Source organism: Pantoea sp. MHSD4 (genome assembly GCF_021043305.1).
GTDB lineage: Bacteria > Pseudomonadota > Gammaproteobacteria > Enterobacterales > Enterobacteriaceae > Pantoea > Pantoea eucalypti.
Genome location: NZ_JAJNDH010000009.1, coordinates 94,674 through 115,987, shown reverse-complemented (window position 1 = coordinate 115,987; position 21,314 = coordinate 94,674). Strand labels below are relative to the sequence as shown.

General features: G+C 52.2%; 16 protein-coding genes. 10 read left to right on the top strand and 6 right to left on the bottom strand.

What is annotated here, in order from left to right:
* Positions 1-59 precede the first annotated feature (59 nt).
* The 3 genes from LQK91_RS20660 to LQK91_RS20650 are packed head-to-tail and all read left to right on the top strand — an operon-like array spanning position 60 to position 3,873.
* Complete coding sequence (locus LQK91_RS20660; protein ID WP_105100089.1) at positions 60-1,430, top strand: sucrose-specific PTS transporter subunit IIBC; 1,371 nt, start codon at positions 60-62, stop codon at positions 1,428-1,430.
* A complete protein-coding gene (locus LQK91_RS20655; protein WP_008926791.1) occupies positions 1,430-2,839 on the top strand; it encodes a sucrose-6-phosphate hydrolase in 1,410 nt (469 codons plus the stop codon). Before LQK91_RS20660 ends, LQK91_RS20655 begins: the two co-directional genes overlap by 1 nt.
* A 29-nt stretch (positions 2,840-2,868) precedes the next feature.
* Complete coding sequence (locus LQK91_RS20650) at positions 2,869-3,873, top strand: substrate-binding domain-containing protein (protein ID WP_003850633.1); 1,005 nt, start codon at positions 2,869-2,871, stop codon at positions 3,871-3,873.
* Between the two features lie 33 nt (positions 3,874-3,906).
* Here the strand turns inward: LQK91_RS20650 and LQK91_RS20645 are convergent, their stop codons facing one another.
* The 3 genes from LQK91_RS20645 to LQK91_RS20635 form a co-directional block, all read right to left on the bottom strand.
* A complete protein-coding gene (locus LQK91_RS20645) occupies positions 3,907-5,097 on the bottom strand; it encodes a cytochrome P450 (protein WP_105100088.1) in 1,191 nt (396 codons plus the stop codon).
* A gap of 22 nt (positions 5,098-5,119) precedes the next feature.
* Positions 5,120-5,665, bottom strand: a complete 546-nt coding sequence (locus LQK91_RS20640; RefSeq protein WP_008926793.1) for a chorismate mutase — start codon at positions 5,663-5,665, stop codon at positions 5,120-5,122.
* A gap of 214 nt (positions 5,666-5,879) precedes the next feature.
* A complete protein-coding gene (locus tag LQK91_RS20635) occupies positions 5,880-6,791 on the bottom strand; it encodes a hypothetical protein (RefSeq protein ID WP_039661953.1) in 912 nt (303 codons plus the stop codon).
* A 478-nt stretch (positions 6,792-7,269) separates the two neighbouring features.
* On the opposite strand from LQK91_RS20635, the gene LQK91_RS20630 reads away from it, so the two are divergent.
* Together LQK91_RS20630 and LQK91_RS20625 are read left to right on the top strand one after the other, a co-directional pair.
* Positions 7,270-7,479: a hypothetical protein gene (locus LQK91_RS20630; protein WP_003850629.1), complete on the top strand. Its 210-nt coding sequence runs from the start codon at positions 7,270-7,272 to the stop codon at positions 7,477-7,479.
* A 396-nt stretch (positions 7,480-7,875) separates the two neighbouring features.
* A complete protein-coding gene (locus tag LQK91_RS20625) occupies positions 7,876-9,459 on the top strand; it encodes a sensor domain-containing diguanylate cyclase (protein ID WP_003850628.1) in 1,584 nt (527 codons plus the stop codon).
* 24 nt (positions 9,460-9,483) lie between these two features.
* Here the strand turns inward: LQK91_RS20625 and LQK91_RS20620 are convergent, their stop codons facing one another.
* A complete protein-coding gene (locus tag LQK91_RS20620) occupies positions 9,484-11,265 on the bottom strand; it encodes a sensor domain-containing diguanylate cyclase (protein ID WP_105100087.1) in 1,782 nt (593 codons plus the stop codon).
* 346 nt (positions 11,266-11,611) lie between these two features.
* On the opposite strand from LQK91_RS20620, the gene LQK91_RS20615 reads away from it, so the two are divergent.
* On the top strand, positions 11,612-12,994 hold the full coding sequence (locus LQK91_RS20615; protein ID WP_105100086.1) for a methyl-accepting chemotaxis protein: 1,383 nt from the start codon (positions 11,612-11,614) through the stop codon (positions 12,992-12,994).
* Positions 12,995-14,074: 1,080 nt separating this feature from the next.
* Positions 14,075-16,204, top strand: a complete 2,130-nt coding sequence (locus LQK91_RS20610; RefSeq protein WP_008926797.1) for a putative bifunctional diguanylate cyclase/phosphodiesterase — start codon at positions 14,075-14,077, stop codon at positions 16,202-16,204.
* A gap of 61 nt (positions 16,205-16,265) precedes the next feature.
* On the opposite strand, the gene LQK91_RS20605 is transcribed toward LQK91_RS20610, so the two are convergent.
* Complete coding sequence (locus LQK91_RS20605) at positions 16,266-16,832, bottom strand: GNAT family N-acetyltransferase (protein WP_078805282.1); 567 nt, start codon at positions 16,830-16,832, stop codon at positions 16,266-16,268.
* Positions 16,833-17,096: 264 nt separating this feature from the next.
* Between LQK91_RS20605 and LQK91_RS20600 the strand changes: the two genes are divergently transcribed.
* The 3 genes from LQK91_RS20600 (at position 17,097) to LQK91_RS20590 (ending at position 20,529) form a co-directional block, all read left to right on the top strand.
* A complete protein-coding gene (locus LQK91_RS20600; RefSeq protein ID WP_078805281.1) occupies positions 17,097-17,666 on the top strand; it encodes a pyridoxamine 5'-phosphate oxidase family protein in 570 nt (189 codons plus the stop codon).
* A gap of 291 nt (positions 17,667-17,957) precedes the next feature.
* Positions 17,958-19,430, top strand: a complete 1,473-nt coding sequence (locus LQK91_RS20595) for a DUF2382 domain-containing protein (RefSeq protein WP_078805280.1) — start codon at positions 17,958-17,960, stop codon at positions 19,428-19,430.
* 502 nt (positions 19,431-19,932) lie between these two features.
* A complete protein-coding gene (locus tag LQK91_RS20590) occupies positions 19,933-20,529 on the top strand; it encodes a helix-turn-helix domain-containing protein (protein WP_003850609.1) in 597 nt (198 codons plus the stop codon).
* Between the two features lie 221 nt (positions 20,530-20,750).
* On the opposite strand, the gene LQK91_RS20585 is transcribed toward LQK91_RS20590, so the two are convergent.
* Positions 20,751-21,197, bottom strand: a complete 447-nt coding sequence (locus LQK91_RS20585) for an SgcJ/EcaC family oxidoreductase (RefSeq protein WP_003850608.1) — start codon at positions 21,195-21,197, stop codon at positions 20,751-20,753.
* Positions 21,198-21,314 lie beyond the last annotated feature (117 nt).

The following is a 21,314-nucleotide window of genomic DNA, read 5'->3' as shown; positions in this document are numbered from 1 at the left end:
CCCCGGAGACCGGGGCCTCAACGCCACACGGATAAAAACAAAACAAGACTGAGGTGTATATGGACTATGTAAAAATATCGCGGGCCTTACTGCCGCTGCTGGGTGGTAAAGAGAACATCGCCAGCGCAGCACACTGTGCGACCCGGCTGCGTCTGGTGCTGGCGGATGATGAAAAGGCGGACACTACCGCGATCGGCCGGATTGAAGGGGTTAAAGGCTGCTTCCGTAATGCGGGACAGCTTCAGGTTATCTTTGGGACTGGCGTGGTAAACAAGGTTTACGCTGCCTTTATCGCCGAGGCGGGTATTAGCGAATCGAGCAAGTCTGAGGCTGCTGATATTGCCGCACGCAAGCTTAACCCTTTCCAGCGCATCGCCCGACTGCTGTCGAACATCTTTGTGCCGATCATTCCGGCGATTGTGGCGTCAGGTCTGCTGATGGGCCTGCTGGGGATGGTCAAAACCTACGGCTGGGTCAATCCGGAAAATGCACTCTACATCATGCTGGATATGTGCAGCTCGGCGGCCTTTATTATTCTGCCGATACTGATTGGCTTTACGGCAGCGCGTGAGTTTGGCGGTAACCCATTTCTGGGCGCAACGCTGGGTGGCATTCTGACCCACCCGGCGCTGACCAACGCCTGGGGCGTGGCAGCCGGTTTCCACACGATGAACTTCTTCGGCATTGAAGTCGCGATGATTGGCTATCAGGGCACGGTATTCCCGGTACTGCTGGCGGTGTGGTTCATGAGCATGCTCGAAAAACAGCTACGTCGGGTAATACCGGATGCGCTGGATTTGATCCTGACCCCGTTTCTGACGGTGATTATCTCCGGATTCATTGCGCTACTGATTATTGGTCCTGCGGGCCGTATGCTGGGTGATGGCATCTCCTTTGTCCTCAGCACGCTGATTGCGCACGCCGGATGGCTGGCCGGGCTGGTATTTGGTGGGCTTTACTCGGTGATTGTCATCACCGGCGTCCATCATAGCTTCCACGCCATTGAAGCGGGACTACTGGGCAATCCTTCAATCGGCGTGAATTTCCTGCTGCCCATCTGGGCGATGGCGAACGTGGCTCAGGGCGGTGCCTGTCTGGCAGTGTGGTTCAAAACCCGTGATGCGAAGATCAAGGCGATTTCGTTGCCCTCCGCGTTTTCTGCATTACTGGGGATCACCGAAGCGGCCATTTTTGGTATCAACCTGCGGTTTATGAAGCCCTTTATCGCCGGACTGGTGGGCGGTGCGCTGGGCGGTGCCTGGGTCGTGTCGGTTCATGTTTCTATGACCGCGGTCGGGCTGACCGGACTACCGGGCATGGCGATTGTCCAGGCTGGTTCTCTGCTGAATTATGTCATCGGCATCGCAATCGCCTTTACCACCGCGTTTGTGATTTCATACCTGCTCAAATACAAAACGGATTCTGAATAATGGCCTCATCAACACGTCTTGCCACCATTCTGCAGGCGGTGATGCAGGGTATGCCAAAGGCGCTGGGCGACAGCCATTATCCAGGCTGGCATCTGGCTCCGGTCACCGGGTTACTGAACGATCCTAATGGATTTATCCATTTCAACGGTGACTACCATCTTTTCTACCAGTGGAACGCGCTCGGCTGTGCGCATCAGCACAAATGCTGGGGACACTGGCGTTCAGCCGATCTGCTGCATTGGGAGCATCAGCCCATTGCCCTGATGCCGGATGAGGAGTATGACCGCAGCGGCTGCTACTCCGGCAGCGCGGTAGACGATAACGGTCAGCTGACGCTGATCTATACCGGCAACGTCAAGTTTGATGATGGTTCGCGTACGGCGTGGCAGTGTCTGGCGCAGCAGAACAGTGCGGGGGGTTTTGACAAGCTCGGCCCGGTTATTGCTGTACCGGAAGGGTATACCGGTCACGTTCGCGATCCCAAAGTATGGCGCCATGAAGATTACTGGTACATGGTGCTGGCCGCGCAGACGACGCAGTTACAGGGCAGGGTATTGCTGTTGCGTTCTGACAATCTGCGGGAGTGGCAGAATCTCGGCGAGATTGCGGGAAGCGAACGGGGGGGTCTGGACGCGGCAGGCTATATGTGGGAGTGCCCGGATATGTTCACGCTCGGCGACAGCACCTATCTGATTTGCTGTCCTCAGGGCGTAGTACCCGAAGAGAAGCGCTATCTGAACAGTCACGCCTGCGCCTGGCTGAGTGGTTCGCTTGATTATCAGCAACCTCTGTATCAACACGGTCCGCTTAACGAAATGGATGCAGGGTTTGAATTTTATGCCCCGCAAACTACGTTGACCGCTGACGGGAGACGTCTGCTGGTGGGCTGGATGGGGACGCCGGACGGTGAAGAGATGGCTCAGCCAACCGTGGCACAGGGCTGGATCCACCAGATGACCTGTGTGCGCGAACTGAGCTCACGCAATGGGCGGCTCTGTCAGCAGCCGGTGGTGGAACTGCAGGCGTTGCGGGAGAAAGAGCAGCACTATAAGGGGCGTGCAGATGATGCGCCACCTATGGGCGCAGAGCGGCTGGAGCTTGAGCTGGAGAGTCGGGGCGACGTTGAACTCAATTTTGCGAATACGCTGATCCTGACATGGCAACAGAATGAACTGCGGCTTGCCCGTCGCAGCCTGGTAACGGGTGAGTGGACATACCGCTACTGGACCGGAGTCGCTAGTCGGTTACAGATCCTGTGTGATCACTCCAGTGTTGAGATTTTCATTAACGATGGGGAAGGGGTGATGAGTAGCCGCTATTTTCCAGACCATCCTGCGTTGCTAACCCTGCACGGGCACGCAGAACTGCAGGTCCGCTACTGGTCGTTACGCCGCTGCATGGTAGAATAAGTACTTGTTTCACTAAACGATGCCTTGCCGTGAGAAAAACAAAACGCGTTACTATCAGTGACATTGCCGGGCTTGCCGGGGTTTCAAAAGCCACGGCCAGCCTGGTGCTTAACGGCCGTGGCGAAGAGTTACGGGTCGCGAAGGAGACGCGTGAGCGGGTTCTTACGCTTGCCCGCGAACACCATTATCAGCCCAGCATCCACGCCCGGATGCTGCATGATGCCCGCAGTCATACACTGGGGCTGGTGGTGCCAGAAATCACTAACCACGGCTTCGCTGCCTTTTCTCATGCACTGGAGAATCTTTGCCGCGCGTCCGGGCTGCAGCTGCTGATTTCCTGCACCGACGAAAATGCCGGTCAGGAGATGGTGGTGGTCAACAACCTGGTCGCGCGGCAGGTCGACGGACTCATTGTTGCCTCCAGTATGCTGACCGACAGTGACTATGTCAGTCTCAGCGAACAGTTGCCGGTACTGCTGTTTGACAGGACCATGAACAATACTAAGCTGCCCTGGGTCATCACCGACTCGATAACGCCTACAGCTGAACTGGTTGAAAAGCTGGCACGCGCCTGCCCGGAGGAGATCTACTTTATGGGTGGACAGTCTGATCTCTCCCCGACCCAGAATCGTCTGGCGGGATTCAGGGAGGGGCTGGCTCGGGCGGGTGTGACGCTGCAGCCTGAGTGGATTATTCAGGGTAACTACCACCCTGGCAGTGGCTATGAAATGTTTGCAGCGCTCTGTAACCGGCTGGGCCGACCGCCCAAAGCGATGTTTACCGCCGCCTGCGGTCTGCTGGAGGGGGTTCTGCGTTACATGAGCGAGCATAGTCTGCTGACCAGCGACATCCGTATCGCCAGTTTCGATGATCACTATCTCTATGATTCACTTTCCATTCCGATCGATACGGTAGAGCAGAACGTTCCGGCACTCGCGCAGGCCTGCTTCACTATGCTGACGACCATGATTGCCGGAGAGGATCCCGTTAACAGCCAGCTTATCCTGCCAGCTACTCTGCGGCTGCGTGTCTGATCATCGGTTCTTCTGGCCCGACAATACAATACCTCACCATTCGACCGGCAGAGCGTTGACGCCGCGTAAATTGGCCCTGTGATTGCGGCGAACGCCAGCGGTTATGGGGCGCAACTCTGGTAACCGGGTCAGTAATACATGAAGGGCTACTTCCATTTCTGCAAGGGCCAGCCGGTAGCCCATGCAGTGATGAATTCCGCCACCAAATGCCAGACAGCGTCCTTCATGCCGTCGGATATTCACTCGTTCTGGCGAGGTAAATACCCGCGGATCGTGATTAGCTGCGCCCAGACTCAAAAAGAAGCGGGTTCCGGTCGGGATCAACTGACCTGCCAGCTCTATCTCTTCCAGAGTCGTCCGGTAGAGCATCTGAACCGAACTATCGTAACGCAGACACTCCTCTATGGCATTGGGTATCAGCGCAGGGTTCCGTTTCAGGCATGCCAGTTCCTGTGGATGGTCATGCAGGGCCAGAATGGTGTTGCAGATCATATTTGATGTGGTCTCATGGCCGGCAAGAAACAGAAGTACTACATTGGCGATGATCTCATCGTGACTTAGTCGGTCGTCTTCACTGCCACTGCGCAGAAACAGCGACACCAGATCATTCGCCGTGCTGTCACGGCGGGAGACGATCAATGCGCTGAAGTATCTTTCCAGCACAGCAAAAGCGTCAGCGGCTTCGAGCAGGTCTGCCTGACTGATTTGAGGATCGAAAACTTTCACCAGCACAGAGGTAAGGCGCCCCAGTTCCGGCGCGTCGGACTCTGAGATATCCAGCATCCTGCAGATGATGCGCACCGGCAGTGGAAAAGCGAATGCCTGAGCCAGATCGCAGGCGCGACGGTCTGCCAGCGCATCAACCAATTCATTCGCTACAGTCAGTGCCATCTCTCTGAGAGGTTTGATCTCCCGGGCGCTAAACGACTTCATCACCAGTCCTTTCAGCCGGGAATGCTCTGGTGGATTAAGCACCAGAAACATTCTGCTGATCCCCTGAAACAGCGGCATGTCGGCGGCATCATGACCAAATCTCAGCCTGACACTTTCCATATAATTTTTACCAACCCGACGATCGTTCAGCAGCGCTTCTACGACTGCATGACTGCCGCTGATGATGATCTTATCTCCGGCAGGAATGAGCGGTCCCTGCTGATGCAGTTTGCGGTAAAGCGGAAAAGGATTGTCTGAGTAGTCGGGATTCATGAGTTCCTGTAGTTGCATAGCTCACTCCGCTGCCTGAGGATTAACGCAAACGCTTAATGCGGCCGAGGGAAGCGAAAAGGCTGTTTTTATCCTGCTGACTGAGGTGGGGTGCCGTCAGTTGTGACATCAGGAACGCTTTATCTTCTTGTGAGAAGATACCGGTCATCAGACGCTGGCTGATTGCGGTAAGGAGCTGAGTATCCAGCTTCTCTATTTGCTGCCTGGTCTCGGCCAGATCCGGAATGGGGCGATCACTGTCCGGGACTGAGAGCCAGTCTGCGCGATAGCGATACTGAACTGCTTTGCTGGCATTCATTAGCGCGTGAACAAACGGCTCCACGGAGTGGGGTTCAAGCCCGGCCTGCTCAGCGTTCTGCAGCATGTGATCCAGCACCACCTGCTCACGTGGCAGATCCTCAATAGGTAAATGATGCTGTGCTTTATAACCTGCCACCACTTTCATTACCTGCATACGTTCATTCAATGCGCCAGAAAGAGCGCTCATAGAAACAGAGGAAACCGAACCTGCAAAAACGTTACTGCACATAAAGAGGGAAGAGAAAAAAATAGCCACAAAGTGAGTCATTTGCCTGCTCCGTTGATAAAAGCTGGCACTAATTTAGGCACGAAAAGATAACCCCGTGTGATTATTTTATTGTCAAAATGTGAATGGTGTGAAATGTCAGCTAAATACAAGCAGGTTATTAATTTTAATGTATTTTTTTAAATTTTTAGTCATGAAAGCTTCACATTCATTTGGCACACTGACAGGTTCGATTGAGCGGGTGTTGAGGGTGAGATCAAATAATGACCCGGTCGGGACCTAAATCGGCAGGGGCAAAAAACTGATATTTCAGCACGCAGCGTCGTCCGGCACTTTGTGCGCTTCGAACAGAAGGAAAATTGCCTGGAAGGATGGTGCCAGTCAGCAGCTCCTGCACACCAGGGTGATGACAAAGTTGTTGCAGTAAACGCTGCTGTGCACATGCGGCGAGTCCGCGTCCTTGATAAGCGGGTATAATCACTTCATCCATAATCTGAACGCCCTCAATAAAGGCCAGTCGCCGGCGTTCGCAAATCATCAGCCCTGCCAGCATGCCCTGCCAGACAATCATAAGTACATGACCCGCGGCAATATCCTCACGTAATTCCTGTTTGCTCGAAGCCATCAGCTGATCACGCAGATGCGGCAGCGTGTGCCAGCTGGCACGATAGGCGTTGTTAATCATCTGAAGACAGGCGGGATAATCTCTCCGGGCAGCCTTCACCAGTGAAATGTTTTTATCGGGAGGCTTTGTAACGGCAGCCGGATCGCTGAGGAATATCAGTTGATCGGTAAAACCAATGTCGGGATGGGTCGCAGGCAACAGGACACGCAACTTTAGCGGTTTCAGCGGCTGCCACGCCTTTATGATAGCGTCAGCCACCGCGTAATCAATGACGCTGTCACGGGCCACAATTTCAATAAAAGGCTGAGCAGGATCACCACCCAGATAGCGCGGCCCGGTGAGATAACGCTGGCCATTAATCCTCAGTTCACGCTGCAAAAAAGTGTGCTGGGGCAACCCGGTTTCTCGCCAGGGAAAGGCGGCGGAAAAATGATGGTCGTGGCATCGGGTCTGCTGTTGTGCCAGCCAGCGGGCAAGCCAGTCGCTGAGACAGTCCGATGAAACAGGAACAGCACGGTAGAGCGACATCATATAATCCAGCATAAGATTCCTTATTGCCCGCCGTGAGTGATCTCCTGCCTCTTCAGCGATCTGTCTAAACCGTTGCCGGGTTAAAATGAGACTGCTGAGAGTGTAAACGATGTGCTCTGTTTATGACCATCTCAACCTGTCAGCACGAAGCATTCCTTTTCTGCAGTATGGCTGCCCTGCACTGGCGGACGGCGGAGTGCTGAAAAGCGACGCGATAAACGTCCTGTTCTGCGAACAGCTATTTCGCCGTTGTCTGAATGGAAGGAAAGCCTTAGATATAAATTTAATCAGGTCTGACTCACCTATGCTGACATGGTCAAATTAATTGACTGAATATGGCTGAGTTGCCCAAAAAAATAATGAAAAATTATAAACGAAATTTTTACGTAAATATGACGAAATCAGATAATCGGCAGCTAATAAATGGATTATGCTAAACAGGCAGTTCAATAATTATAAAGTTCCGATTTTTTAAACACCCGGGGGTTATATGGTTCATATTGATTTATGTACCAAAGATGGCGTGATGAAAGCTTATGCGTTTCAGACGCCTATGCAGGCAATGACCTTGTTAGAAAAAATTAAAAATGATGAATTTCAATGGTTTAATCTTGAGTGGGATGGGGTTCGCTTTAACTGTCCGCATCATTTTATTAAAAGACTCAGCAGCCGTTCTTATATTAAAGCGTTCTGGCGTTAAATTCTATTAAATGATTAAATTCGTGCAAATCTGTCTGTTTTTGATACTGGTCTGATTTAACTGTTTTCAGCTTATTTTATTCATTATCATAACCGGGGCAACCTCTGCCCCGTTATTCAATGCTATTGAAGGGCTTTATCATCGTGATCAGCGATAATTTTAAACATCAGGTGCATCGTGCCAAGCTTAACAGATATCATTATTACGGCTTAATCATTCGCTGCTGTTGCTTATCATAACCCTCTACACGCTAAACAATGCGTGAGTAATACAGAGCCATTTCGTGCTCAACCCCGCAATAGGTCGTGATCCCGTCTTAATCTTCTTCTGTTCTTCCCTTGACCTGTAGTGACAACTGTTACACTCAGATGACGTTTATCCTGGATCCTGACTGTAATGCGCCGTGAAAAAATGCGCCTGCGTTCGCTACTGACTTTGCTTTCCATTGGGGGCGTCATTCTGACCTCCGGTCTTCTGCTGAGCGCGTTACTGCTGTTTCAGAAAGCCAATATCGAAAACAGCCTGCTGGAAGGGAACATTGCTTATGCGCGTAAACTGGCCGATACCACCGATCGTTACCTGGCGATAGCGCAGCGTGAACTGGCCTGGAGTGCAACACAGATCAAGACGCTCGGTGATGTTCAACAACTGGAAGAGGAGACCGAGCGCTTAAGAATGCAGTCGGGCTTTTTCAATTCAGTCGTGGTCGTTAATCATGACGCCATCATTGCGGCCACCTCACCGGATAGTCTGAATCTGATTGGCGTTAAGCTGCACTCTGCGGCCAGCCTGAAGGCTATTTCGACACAGAAGCCTTTTATTTCCCCTCCCTTTACCTCTGCTGCGGGTAACTATGTGGTTTTTTTATCACAGCCTCTGTTCAGCGAGGAGGGCCATTATCTGGGATACATAGGTGGCACCATCTATCTCAAAAAACAGAGCATGCTGAGCGAAATCCTGAGCCAGCATTTTTACACCAAAGGGTCGATGGTCAGCGTGGTCAGCAATGAAGGGCTGATTATTTTCAGTCACGATCCGGCGCGTGTCGGAACAAAGATGCTGCTTAGCCTGGCATTGCAGAAGCAACTTGCCACCTCAGAAAGTGGGCACTTCACGCTGGAGAGTGATGGACAGAACTACCTCACCGGTTACGGCACGCTGCACAAAACCGGCTGGAATGTATTTATTACCGGCACGTCTGAAACGGTCAGGCATATTCTGATGCGCACGGCGGAGAGCGCAGTCTGGTTTGTTCTGGGCATTATCATCGTGACCGCGGGCGTTATTGCGTTTATGGCAGGTCGCATTGCTTCTCCACTGGAAAAACTGGCGGACAGAGTGCGTGATGGCGGCAGCGAAGCGCAGGCCGAATCACTCGCCACGGTTAAAACCTGGTATTACGAGGCTGATCGACTTAAAGAAGCGGTACAGGCTCATCGTCACGCCGTGGCGGGTCATCTGGCCGCGCTGAACGATGAAGTGATGACCGATCCCCTGACCAGTCTTTGTAACCGGCGTGGATTCTCTGTACTGGCAGCGCGGTCAGACAGTGAGCATGAACAGAGTGTCATCGCCATTGATATCGACCATTTTAAGAAGATAAACGACTGGTATGGGCATGACGCAGGTGATGCGGTGCTGGTGAATCTGGCGGCGTTGCTGCGTCAGCTCAGTCGGATCGGCGATATCGTTAGCCGGTTTGGCGGAGAGGAGTTTATCCTGCTGCTGCCCCACACTACGCTGGAGGATGCGGCCCGCACCGCAGAACGAATTCGTGAGGTCGTCAGCATCACCACCTTCCCGTTTGCCGGAACAGTGACAATATCAGCAGGCGTGGCTTCAGGCGCTGAACTGGCTGGCAATCGCGAGGCTGTGCTACGGCGTGCTGATGAAGCGCTCTACGAGGCAAAAGCCGCCGGGCGTAACACTGTCAGGATTGCCGGGCCAGGCGGCTTCAGCGCATTTGGGTCGGAAAAATAAGAGGGTGGGGCGGGTGAGTCAGGCTTAGCACTTACTGCGTAATCGCCAGCCCAGCCACTCATCCAGTGCCGCTTCCGGCAGTGGTCTGGAGTAGAAAAATCCCTGAGCCTGATCACAACCAAATTCGGTCAGCGCCGTAACAGTTTCCGCATTCTCCACACCTTCAGCCAGCACCCTGTAATCGAGATCCTTAAGCATGGCAATAATACTGCGAGCGATGACACGCGATGCGGTATCAGACGCAATTTCGCTGATCAGTGAACGGTCAAGTTTGATTACGTCCAGAGGCATGCGTCGGAGATAGCTGATGTTGCTGTAGCCGGTGCCAAAGTCATCCAGTGAAATATCAAATCCACGAAGTTTAAGCATCTCCAGACCCTGTATTGCGGCCGGGCTTTCCAGAATCCGTTCTGTTTCCAGACACTCAACGCCCAGCAGCGAAACCGGCAGCTTTGCGCTGATCATCCGTTCTTCCAGCTCGTCTGCAAATCCTTCACGGGAAAAATCGCTACTGCTGACATTAATTGTGATCGGCAACTGTATATAGCTGTTACGAAGCCGGGATAGCCGGGCGATCACGTGCTCTGTGACCCACGTCGTTAACTCGCTGAGCAGCTCGGTTTGCCCGGCAAAAGGTAAAAACTGTGCAGGCGACAGTTCGCCGCGCTGCGGATGCTGCCAGCGGATCAGGGCTTCCAGTCCAATCGGTTTGCCGCTGTGCAGACAGATTTTAGGCTGATAAGCGAGCCATAATCCTTTGTCCTGGCGTATTGCCGTAGCCAGATCATGCATCAGGGTGAAATCCTGCGTGTGGCGCGTATCGGTGGCCTCACTAAAAGGCATCGAAGCAATGTCTCGGGTAATGGCTTCGTGCAGCGCACTGAGTGCGCGCCGCAGGATCTCCTTAGCGGGCAACTCTCCGGTTTTGAAACTCGCTTCCCCGGTGTGGGTCATTAATGCAACCGATAGCCCATCACCGATATCGGCACTGATCCCAGCCAGCTTCGTTGCCACCCAGTTAGCTGTGAGCCTGCTCTCCTGACGAGTCAGCAGGGCAAAGCGCCCGGTTGCTATGGTATAGAGCATTTCACAAGGTGCAGGACGCAGGCGCAGCGGCAATAGCGTGGCCACATCCTTCAGCAGGCTTTCAACTGGTCCCATTCCCATTGAACGCGCAAGTTCATAAGCGCGTGGCATATCGATACAGTCAATCAGTACCAGCCGCCGTGGGGTGGTGTCTCCGGAAGCAGCCAGGAATTGCAGATCACGAATCAAACGCTGACGGTTGGGCAATCCTGTGACGGGGTCGGAAAAGCCAGCCGAGTACCAGGCATCAAGAAAAGAGATCACCAGTGCTGCCAGCATTTTAAGCATCGCCGCCTGATCGCGACTAAAGGGGTGAGGTGCGGTATCGGTCACACACATCGTGCCCAGTATCAGACCGGTGCTGCTTTTCAGTGGCACACCTGCATAGAAACGAATAAAAGGCGCACCGGTAATCAGTGGATGTTCAGCAAAGCGGACATCAAGCAGCGTATCGGGCACCACGACAATACTGTCATTATCCACTACGTGTCTGCAGAGTGAGTCCTGTCTGGAGGATTGTGTAAGGGTGAAATTATGCGCTGCTTTAACATACTGCATCTCATCATCCAGCACCGAGATAAAGCTGCCGGGAATACCGAGTGCCTGGCTCGACAGCCGAACGAATTGTCGCAGCACATCGTCACGGCTTTCATCGCTACTACGCAACGCGTGCAGGGTCTGCGTACGGCATTCATCGCCGCCGCTTAGGCTCATAAGCATGGATTCCTCTGCATCGGCTGGTTACGGAGTGGAATTAAACAGAAAAACTAAAGGGTTTGACGACATGAATATAGGCTATTTCTGTAAAAAAAGAAGAAGTTTAATGATTTATTTTTTATCGCACCGCACGCCATCACTGGCCAGGTAAGCAAATATTTTTTCTTTAACGAAATATTTTCGTATTGCTGATTCTATTATTTCGTCGTCAAAAACTATTAATTTCTTAAATATCCTGCCAGTATACCCACTATAAACATAGCGCGCTATATAATAACGCGATAAATCAAATGGCATAATTTACTTTTACTTTCTTTACCTACACCAATGACAACATCGGGGAAAACTCATGAATTCACTCAGGCATTTCACTATTCGCCGCGTGGTACTGTGGATGATGATCGTCTCACTGGGCGTGGTGGCATTAGCTGGCGGCTTCAGCAGCCATTTCGTGCGCGACATCTATCGACAAACTGATCGTTCTGAGGAACTGACGCAACAACTACGTTTTCTGACGAACAGCGCTATTATTATGCAAAGCGGTACGGCAGCCGAGAAGAGTGCTCTCGTCGCTTTAACCCCAGCCGATGCTGGCTGGGATAACTTCCGTAATGCACTCACAGCCACACCTTCTGAATTCGCATCTGTTGCCCGCGCCCAGCTGGATAAAACCACGCAACAGTTAGCCCGGAATCAGGCCCCACTGAAAACTGATCGACATCGGCTGGAGAGCGTATTACTGGCAGCGCTGGTGGCTGTTCTGGCCTTGCTGTTGTTTTGTGACCGTTATCTGGTTGTTCATCTGGTACGTCCTGTCGGTAAAATTCGCGCTCATTTAAACATCATTGCTGGCGGTGATCTTACGCGTGAGCCGGACGATCTGGGGCGTAACTGTGTCGGGCAACTGGTGCCGCTGATCAAAGAGATGCAATACAGTCTGTTGCAGACGGTCAGTGCTATCCGCGACAACGCCGCCATTCTTCATCGTGAAGCGGGTGACATTGCCGCGGGTAACGCCGACCTTTCCGATCGGACATCGACACAGGCCGCTGCACTGGAGCAGACCGCAGCCAGCATGGAGGAGATCACGGTCACCGTGCGTCATAATGCACAAAATGCGCGTGAAGCACGTGAACTGGCTGCCACGACCACGAATACCACTCATCAGGGCGTGGAACTGGTTCAGTTAGTATCGGCAGCCATCACCAGCATCGCGCAGGGGTCTGAAAAAATCCGGCAGTTCACTACAACCATTAATGGCATTGCGTTTCAGACCAACATTCTGGCGCTCAATGCCGCCGTAGAGGCCGCCCGTGCGGGCGAGCAGGGCCGGGGTTTTGCGGTGGTCGCTAGTGAAGTTCGTTCACTGGCACAGCGAAGCGCGGCTGCCTCAAAAGAGATTGAAGAACTGATTGCCGATACCGTGACGCGCGTTGAGGATGGCCGCCGGGCAGCCGAGAGTGCGGGAACCACCATGGGAGCCGTGCTGCGTGGCGTCGATGGGGTCAATGAACTGATTGGACAGATTGCGCTGGCATCGGATGAGCAGAGCAAAGGTATTGCCCAGGTCACCGTGGCCGTTGCTGAACTTGACCGCGTTACTCAGCAGAATGCGACACTGGTTCAGCAGGTTTCCGTGACGGCAGGCAGTCTCAGTGGACAGACCCAGACGCTGGGCAGTGTGATTACGCGTTTCACTTTGCCGAATCAAGCTGTTGCCACGGTTAATTAGTATGTTACGGCCGTTGAAAAGCTGGCTGGGCGAGTGCCGATCAGGTATCGCCCGGCCAGATAACAATCAGACCGGTAAACAATGGCTTTAGGTGTCGAAATAAAAATTCACGATGATTTTTATTTAATAATTGAATGAATGCCTCACTTTACGGAGCGCGTGATCGACGTTAATCATCACCTGGTCAACATCACCCTTAGTAATGGCGATTGTTATTCTCAGTCGCGTAATCTTTATGCGGCAGAAAAATAAGATAAAACTTCAGTTAATTTATTCAGTTTTATGCATGTCTGACGCTTTCTGACAGCTGCGGATTGCCTGGCACTCTAAACTTAACTCAAATTCATATTTCCGCTGCCACCATTTCATCCCCAGTGGTTTCGTCACCGGGGCACTGAACAGGGAGTCACTCATCCGGGAAATCAGCGTTTAAGACCGCCTGTGTCCGTACAGCGTAATGGGTATGAACTGCGCGAGGCTGCTGATTTTTTCTCAGGAAAGGGTAACAGAACAATTTTGACGTTAGTCAGCGCATCTGGCAGGGCATGAAAGCATCACCAAGCCGGCGCAGGTTTGCCAGGAAAAGTATGAAGTGCTGATGTTGCTGGCCGAAGGACATCTGCATTATGAGCACCTGTCAAAGCTGGTAAAGTCAGGTTTTCAGCCTGTATTAACACTTAAGTAAAGCTATTCCAGGCCGATATAGTGAGTCAAGCGAAGCGCTTTTAGCGCTCGTCTGATAAGCCCTGGCCAGAGTTTCCTGGCGTGGTCCGCCATAAGCTGCTGATCCACTGCAATTCCTCTGCCAGGCATAACGTATTAACTGGCGTCCCTTTATCTGCGGTGCCAGCTTCATCGGGCTCATCGCGGCGATCTTTTGTTGCAGAGTTCACTGGTGGGCCTTTCTTCTGGCAACGGGTCGATAGCAAATTCTGCGTGTCCTGTCTGATTGAACGAGTCCTCTTTACGCTGTGTCGTGCCGACTGCAGCAGATAACATCAGAGGAGAGTTACGCTGAAACGTCCAGTTTATCATGATGCCGAGGCGGCTCGCCTCAACGCACTTAAGCAGTACAACCTGATGGATTCACCGCCGACCGATGCGCTGGATCGTCTGACCACGCTTGCTGCCAGGCTGTTCCGGGTGCCGGTCGCTTTTGTGTCGCTTATCGACGAGAAGCGGCAGTTTTTTGCCTCCCGCTACGGTTTAAATATCTCAGGTACATCGCGAAACGTTGCTTTCTGCCATCATACCCTGGCGCAGGGCGAGATTCTCTGCGTGCCCGATACGTTGAAAGATCCGCGCTTTCGCGACAGTCCGCTGGTTCACGGTTACCCCTTTATCCGCTTTTATGCGGGGATTCCGCTCTCGACTCCGGATGGTCACCACATTGGTACGGTCTGCCTGACCGACACTCATCCTCGTGAGCCGCTGACTGCAGAGGATCGAAAGCATCTGGCTGACATTGCCGCGCTGGTCATGGATCGCATGGAAATGCATCGTCTGGAATTATTGCGCTATACCAGTCAGCAGCGGCTTCAGGCGATCTCTTCCACCTCTCCCGACGCCATTGTCTGTACAGACCTGCGTCGCGGCATTACCTTCTGGAATCCGGCTGCTACAGCGCTGTTCGGTTACAGCGCAGAGGAGATGCGTGGTCAGTACGTCAGCGAGTTGATTCCGGCCCGCTGCCAGACTGACTACCGAAACGAACTGGCCAGGATTACCTCTGACGAAGCCGCTATTTCGCATCCTCGTTCGTTGCAGATATGGGGTGTGACGCGCGACGGTCGTGAATTCCCGGCAGAGGTCTCTTTTTCTGGCTGGCGTGAAGAAGGCGATCGGCTGGTAGGCATGATTATCCGTGATGTGACGGCTCGCTATGAGAGTGAAGCGCGGCTTTGTGAGCTGGCCTCAATAGATATGCTAACGCGTCTCGCCAGCCGTAGCGCGTTTATGGACCAGGTCGGGCAACTGACTAAAGCAGCCGTGCCTTATACATTACTGATGACCGATCTTGATGGTTTCAAAGAAGTTAACGATACGCTGGGGCATGCTGCCGGGGATGCGTTGCTGTGCCATGTGGCGGAACAGATTCGTGCGGTCTGCGCCAGTGCGGTGACGGCTGCCCGGCTGGGCGGTGACGAATTTGTGATCCTGCTAGCTGGCGGCAGCGCAGAAGCGGCAATCACGGCGGAAAGGCTGATTGCAGCCGTACAGACGCCGTTCCGCTATCACGACTCGCCGGTAGTCGTGGGTGCCAGCACCGGCATCGCCTCTTATCCGGAGCATGGGCGTGATCCCTCATCTGTCATGTCCGCGGCTGACCTTGCACTTTATCGCGCCAAAGCATCTGGGAAAGGCTGCAGTATGCTATTTATGCCCGCGTTTCGCGAAGCGGAACAGCAACGCCGCCGCTTTGAGCGCGAGCTGGAAACGGCGGTGCGGCAGCAGCAGTTTACGCTTTATTACCAGCCCCGCTACGACGTTGAAAGCGGAAAGCTTGTTGGCTGCGAGACACTGGTACGCTGGCAGCATCCGACTCGCGGGCTGCTGTTGCCCGCCGAATTTATCGGCATGCTGGTAAAGAGTCCGCTTTCCGTGACACTGGGAGAGTGGATCATTCGCAGTGCGCTGGCACAGGTCCGGCAGTGGCAGGTTCGCGCGCCTCAGCTTCGTGTCAGTATCAACCTTTTTCCGCGTCAGTTAGCCGGTAATAGCCTGGAGGCGGTGATACGCGAGAGTGCGGGCGGTGATGCCGGTTTTGTTGAGCTGGAGGTGGATGAGCCATTGCTTGCTGTACTGGTGCAGGATTTGCCTGTTCAGGTTGAGGCGGTACGCCGGACAGGCGCTTCATTCATTATCGATCATTACGGACGTACGCTAGGGGCGATTAACCTGCTTCGTTATAGCTTTGTAGCAGGCTTTAAAATTGATAAGTCGCTGACGCACGAGCTGAGTTCAAGCATGCGGGTGCGGATGATGTTCCGATCGATTACCGCGCTCGGCAAAAGCCTGGGGATTCGTGTGGCGGCAGAAGGCGTGGAAGACAAAGAGCAGGTCGCTTTTGTGACTACTGCCGGATGCGACATTATGCAGGGCAATGGCCTTTGCCGGCCAATGACGCCAGCGGACTTTGAGACGATGCTGTGCGGTGAAGAACACTATCCGCCAGTTGTCGCCAGCGGACACGACGTCATGCCCCATTAGTTGATGCGCCCGTGACAGGCAAAGTGCAGGATGAGCGACGCCAGTCCGTTACCGTGTCAGGTCAGCCTGCTGGCCGGTATTCCTGTTTCAGCAGGCCAAATAGCCAGTCATCCTGCCACTTGCCGTCGAGAAAGAAATTCTGCCGTATTGTCCCTTCATGAACAAAGCCCGCAGAAAGCAAAGTCCGGCATGAGGCCTCATTGCCTGCGGTCACCGTGGCGGTCAGCTTGCGATAGTCCAGTTGCTCAAAGCAAAAGGCGATAGTGGCATGCAGTGACTCGCTGCCATAGCCTTTGCCCTGCGCGTTGGCCGCAAGAATAAATCCAAACTCGGCAATGCCTTCTCCGCGATCGATGAACCCGCAGAAGCCAGCCATTGAACCGGTTGTTTTTTCCTCAATTACCAGACACAGCCAGTGATTACAGCCCGGATACCAGGCGGGCAGGCGGACATCAAAAGAGAGACTTCTGATCGCGTCTGCGCTGCGCGGATCGCTAATGTACTTCATTACCGTTCGATCCTGACTGACCGCCAGATAGAATGGCCAGTCTTCCTCGCGCAGCGGGCGATAGGTCAGGCGTGGCGACGTGATTTGCGGTGGCATTTCTGACGTGAATTCACCAGACATGATACAACTCCCTGCATGTCGAATCTGCAATCAATGGTGCAAAATAGCACAGCATCGCTGACCGATGGCATTCACTTTTTGCTGCTCTTCACGCGTTCTCGTCATTCTGAATTTAGTTCATTCTCTGCACAATCCTGAGTGTTGACCGCCTGTCTTCGCTGGGCGCATTTGCCGATATCGCTGCGATGAACGTTCATCTGCCCACTTCGTTGCTACGCTTTTAGCCAGATGGCTGAAAGCCGACACTGATGAGAATAATATCCAATGGATCTGAAAACGTTTGAAGCAACCGCCTGGGCGGAACTGGTGGCTGGCGCAGCCGATCCACAGAGCGGGTTTCGTTATCTGACGCTCTGTACCGTAGATAGTGCGCAGCAACCACAGGCGCGCATCGTGGTGCTGCGCCAGTGTGATGACAGCCACCGGATGCTGACATTTCATACCGATGTCCGCAGCCCGAAGTGGCAGGAGATGGCGGCTAACCCGCAGGTTAGCGTGCTGGGATATTGTCATCAGCGGCGCCTGCAGTTGCGGATGGTGGGTCGGGTTGAGTGCTATGCGGCAGGGAGTGATGTTGCCCGGTCAGCGTGGCGTGAGTTACCGCAGCATACGCAGCAGACTTACACCGGTGGACCACCGGGTGAAGTACGGGTAGCCGCTGATGAGAGACGCGAAGCGACAGCCGTGGAGTCGGGAGCGTCTCGCTTTGGCGTGGTGATCGTGCGGGTCAGCGTACTGGACGCTTATCAGCTTCAGCAAAATGATAATCAGCGTGCCCTGTTTCATTACTCTCCTCATGGAAGCTTGCAGGAAAGTGAATGGCTCAACCCGTGATGTGAGGTAGCTGATTTACGTCATACCCGGTTAACCCCTGATCCTATCTCTTTATTCTCCCCGGGAAGCAGCAAAACAGATTTGACTGTTTCCCGCTGCGATTAGTGATTTAATCTGCCGCATCGCTTAGCGTCTTTTAGCGACACTTTTACTTAAATTGACTGCATTTTTCTGTATTTTTCTATCTTTTGTAGTTCTTTGTGCCAGGCTTTAATCAGCCGGAAAGCAGTCACTTATGCTCAAGGTCAGGAAAAGTACAAATGATCGCTCTGTATCACAGGCAGGTTAACCATGAACAATCAACCTCCTGAAGAACCAGGGTCAGAGGGTAACGACCAGGTAATAAGACTGGCGGAAGAAGTCATTGAGATTTCCAGACAGCGGGTCACTGATGGCCATGTCAGAGTTACCCGACAGGTCACCGAGCATCAGCAAAAAATTGCGCTGATGCTCCGGCATCAGACAGCGGAGATTGACCGCATTCCCAAGTCGGAGCGGCTGACGGCGATGCCGGAGATCCGTGAAGAGAATGGTGTGCTGATCATTCCAATCGTCGAAGAGGAAATCGAGATTGTTCGTCATCTGGTGCTGAAAGAGGAGTGGCATATCCGCAAGGTTGTCAGCATGGAAGAGACAGAAGAGATCGTCACCCTGCGTAAACAGCACGCTTATCTGACCCGAACATCCCACTCAGAGCCGTCCAAATCCATCATCGAGGAACACAACATGGCACGTGAAACAATCGTCACAATGTTCAGCAGTCTCTCACTGGCTGAGGGTGCAAAGCGTAACCTGATTAAGGCCGGTTTCCTGGATGATGACATTGACATCATTTCCGGCGATCGCTTGCGTACTGAAGGACACGAAGCCCGTCACCCTGGTTTCTGGCAGCGCCTGTTTGGCAATACGCTGGAAGAAGATCAGGCCGAAGTCTATGAAGACGCGATGCGTACTGGCGGTGTAGTGCTGTCGCTTCGGGCGGATGAAGATGAGCTACCGCGAGCGTTAGGTATCCTTGATGCGCATGAAGAACTGACAGAACGTCGTGCTGCGTTACCTGACGACGACGTAACAAATGATGGCCTGACTGCACCCGCTAGCGGAACGTTTCAGGATAGCGCAGCAGTCGAACCACTTCATACTGAACCGGCTCATCGTGTCGCGGGTCGTACTCCATTAACCGGTGATGAAAGTAACGAAGACGTGCTGCGGCTGGCAGAAGAACGTCTGGAAGTAGGCAAACGTCTGGTCAGTGAAGGCTCAACCCGCGTTCGTCGCTACACTGTCACGGAACCCGTATCAGAAAATATTTCGCTGCGTGAGCAACATGCCGAAATCTTCCGTCGTCCGGTCAGCGGAACAGGCTCACCGGGCAATGTCGATTGGTCTGAAAAAACGGTTGAAGTGGAAGAGTCGCATGAGCAGCCTGTCATTAATAAGACTGCGGAAATTATTGAAGAAGTGGTGCTGCGTAAAGAGGCCAGCGATCGTGTCGAAACCATTAATGATTCTGTACGCCGTCAGGAAGTAGATATTGACCATGCCAGCAGAGATCCGTTAAGTGCAGACCCGGTGACCGGCAATCACACTGCGACCGATCCGCTGGTTGAGAGCACGGGTCAGGCTCGCGCTGACCATGGCTACAACACCCGTCCGGTAACACCAGGAAGTGGGCCAGCTCATAAAGACAGCTTTACAGAAAAAACTGGGGATAAAATCGCGGAAGCGAAAGAGAAGGTTGAAGACAAATTCAAAAAACCGTAATGCCATGACGGTGGATGCAACATTTTGAGTAAATACGATTACAGCGGTTTATCGGGTCGGGCATTGCCAGCCCGGTTTGCCGCAGCTGAAGCGTAAAAGATAGGTGATGTCATGGTTTTAAGAATTCCTCTTTAAAAGACGCACCCTCTCAAGACACGAATACAGTGATTCATATTGCAGTTTGATCTTGTTATTAACTGCCATCCCCTAAGCCTGGATTAAAGGTTTTTTTCTACATGATAATCACGACACAATTTTTTCTTTTAAAGGTTGTGGATATGAAAAATAGATTAGTGCTGTATTGTTATTCACATAAGTAGCATACGAGCCAGCAAGTTAAAATCTTGTGAAGTTTACGAAATCAGGGCGTGACTAAAAACAAATCAGTCATATATACAAGCGTATGCATTTGAGACTATTTTTATTTCCAGCTTATACATAAGCTGAATTATTTTTAAATACTATCTTCATTCGTTAAGGAGCAATCAAAAGGAAGTTTTTTATGTCCAGGCATGTTGCGGAAAGTCATCTTAATATCATCCATAATATGGAGCCTTACATTAAACCGGCAAGATTCGATCGACTTTCACGGGGGAAGCAGTTCTTCGATTTTTTCACTGGTCAGGAGAGAAAGGTATACCTGATTAAGGAAGGGGATTTTATTATCCGTTCAAAAAATGGAAATAAAATCATCAATATCATTACGGGGCCGTTTGTCATCGGCGCCATGCCGGCACTGGAAGCACCGCCGATATTCATTGAGAAAGTCGACTACGGAAAAATCTACAGCATTGAATATAACCAGTTCTGGAGCCTCGTAAACCATAAAGGGCTGTTTCCGGACGTTATGAAAATCATGTCAGGCTATCACACCGATCTGCTGAACTGCCTTCAGTCACATTATGCCAATTCGGAAGTGCAGGTCACTAATGCAATCAGCCGGTGGAGTGCGTTTCCGTGTCATATAAAAAAGCGATTTTCAGTGCTTTACTTTCTGACCAATAGCACTTTTTTATCCAAAAGCACGGCATCACGGGTATTGAAGAAGCTCCGGGAAACGGGCGCGGTTCAACTGGACAAAGGCAAACTGATTGATTAGTAAAGCGCACTTTCGTTTCGCAAAAGGCTGACCAGTGCGCTGAGCATCACCTTTTATCCTCGTCAGTCACTAAGACATTCCCTGCGTCACTTGCCCGGTGCCTTTACCTGAATGAGAAAGGGCACCGGGCAGGGTCACTGAACATCCAGCCTGACTGGCTGTAATAAGAAGCCATTACCGCTTTAGTTATCTCTCAGGCCGGCCTGAGCATCAGCAAAGATTCAGCCTTCCGGCATTGCGGAGGAGTGATGCGACGAGATTTTCCACGCTTTCCCATCCCAGACATAGGTAAAGGTGTAGCGCGCTTTTACTGAAGACTTATCTGCAAAGGTAAAGGTATAGACCCCGCTGTCGGTTGCCTTGTTGCAACCGGTGCGAATGGTCCGGCTCTCAATTTTACCGACAGGTTTTTTCTCCAGAAAATGCTCAAAATAATCCACACGCTCCGCATCACTCTTTCTTACTTTGTTTGAGAGGGTGGGCAGAAGAACCGCATCGCTCAGATAGTTTTCAGCGACTTTGTGGGCATCGCCGGTCTGCAGAGAGTTGTTCCAGCGGTCAAATAATCCTGCAATCTCTTGTTGATCCGTTTTTACACAATCCTGCGTAGTCTGTGCAAAAGCATTGACTGAGAAAGCAGTCAGTAAAAGCAACATACTTTTTTTCATAATCTATCCTTTTATGAAGTGTGTTAAGAAACAGGCACTGAAATATCAATTTTATATACTTCACAGCCGGTAAGTCGTTTTAGCTATTAACCATTACTGAAAATTACGGCTCCGTTT

What these genes read in the sequence shown, in the direction of transcription:
- LQK91_RS20590 (WP_003850609.1), top strand. Translation starts at nt 19,933, where the DNA reads ATGTCCAGGCATGTTGCGGAAAGTCATCTTAATATCATCCATAATATG.
- LQK91_RS20655 (WP_008926791.1), top strand. Translation starts at nt 1,430, where the DNA reads ATGGCCTCATCAACACGTCTTGCCACCATTCTGCAGGCGGTGATGCAG.
- LQK91_RS20625 (WP_003850628.1), top strand. Translation starts at nt 7,876, where the DNA reads ATGCGCCGTGAAAAAATGCGCCTGCGTTCGCTACTGACTTTGCTTTCC.
- LQK91_RS20595 (WP_078805280.1), top strand. Translation starts at nt 17,958, where the DNA reads ATGAACAATCAACCTCCTGAAGAACCAGGGTCAGAGGGTAACGACCAG.
- LQK91_RS20600 (WP_078805281.1), top strand. Translation starts at nt 17,097, where the DNA reads ATGGATCTGAAAACGTTTGAAGCAACCGCCTGGGCGGAACTGGTGGCT.
- LQK91_RS20660 (WP_105100089.1), top strand. Translation starts at nt 60, where the DNA reads ATGGACTATGTAAAAATATCGCGGGCCTTACTGCCGCTGCTGGGTGGT.
- LQK91_RS20610 (WP_008926797.1), top strand. Translation starts at nt 14,075, where the DNA reads ATGGATTCACCGCCGACCGATGCGCTGGATCGTCTGACCACGCTTGCT.
- LQK91_RS20635 (WP_039661953.1), bottom strand. Translation starts at nt 6,791, where the DNA reads ATGCTGGATTATATGATGTCGCTCTACCGTGCTGTTCCTGTTTCATCG.
- LQK91_RS20605 (WP_078805282.1), bottom strand. Translation starts at nt 16,832, where the DNA reads ATGTCTGGTGAATTCACGTCAGAAATGCCACCGCAAATCACGTCGCCA.
- LQK91_RS20640 (WP_008926793.1), bottom strand. Translation starts at nt 5,665, where the DNA reads ATGACTCACTTTGTGGCTATTTTTTTCTCTTCCCTCTTTATGTGCAGT.
- LQK91_RS20620 (WP_105100087.1), bottom strand. Translation starts at nt 11,265, where the DNA reads ATGCTTATGAGCCTAAGCGGCGGCGATGAATGCCGTACGCAGACCCTG.
- LQK91_RS20645 (WP_105100088.1), bottom strand. Translation starts at nt 5,097, where the DNA reads ATGCAACTACAGGAACTCATGAATCCCGACTACTCAGACAATCCTTTT.
- LQK91_RS20630 (WP_003850629.1), top strand. Translation starts at nt 7,270, where the DNA reads ATGGTTCATATTGATTTATGTACCAAAGATGGCGTGATGAAAGCTTAT.
- LQK91_RS20615 (WP_105100086.1), top strand. Translation starts at nt 11,612, where the DNA reads ATGAATTCACTCAGGCATTTCACTATTCGCCGCGTGGTACTGTGGATG.
- LQK91_RS20585 (WP_003850608.1), bottom strand. Translation starts at nt 21,197, where the DNA reads ATGAAAAAAAGTATGTTGCTTTTACTGACTGCTTTCTCAGTCAATGCT.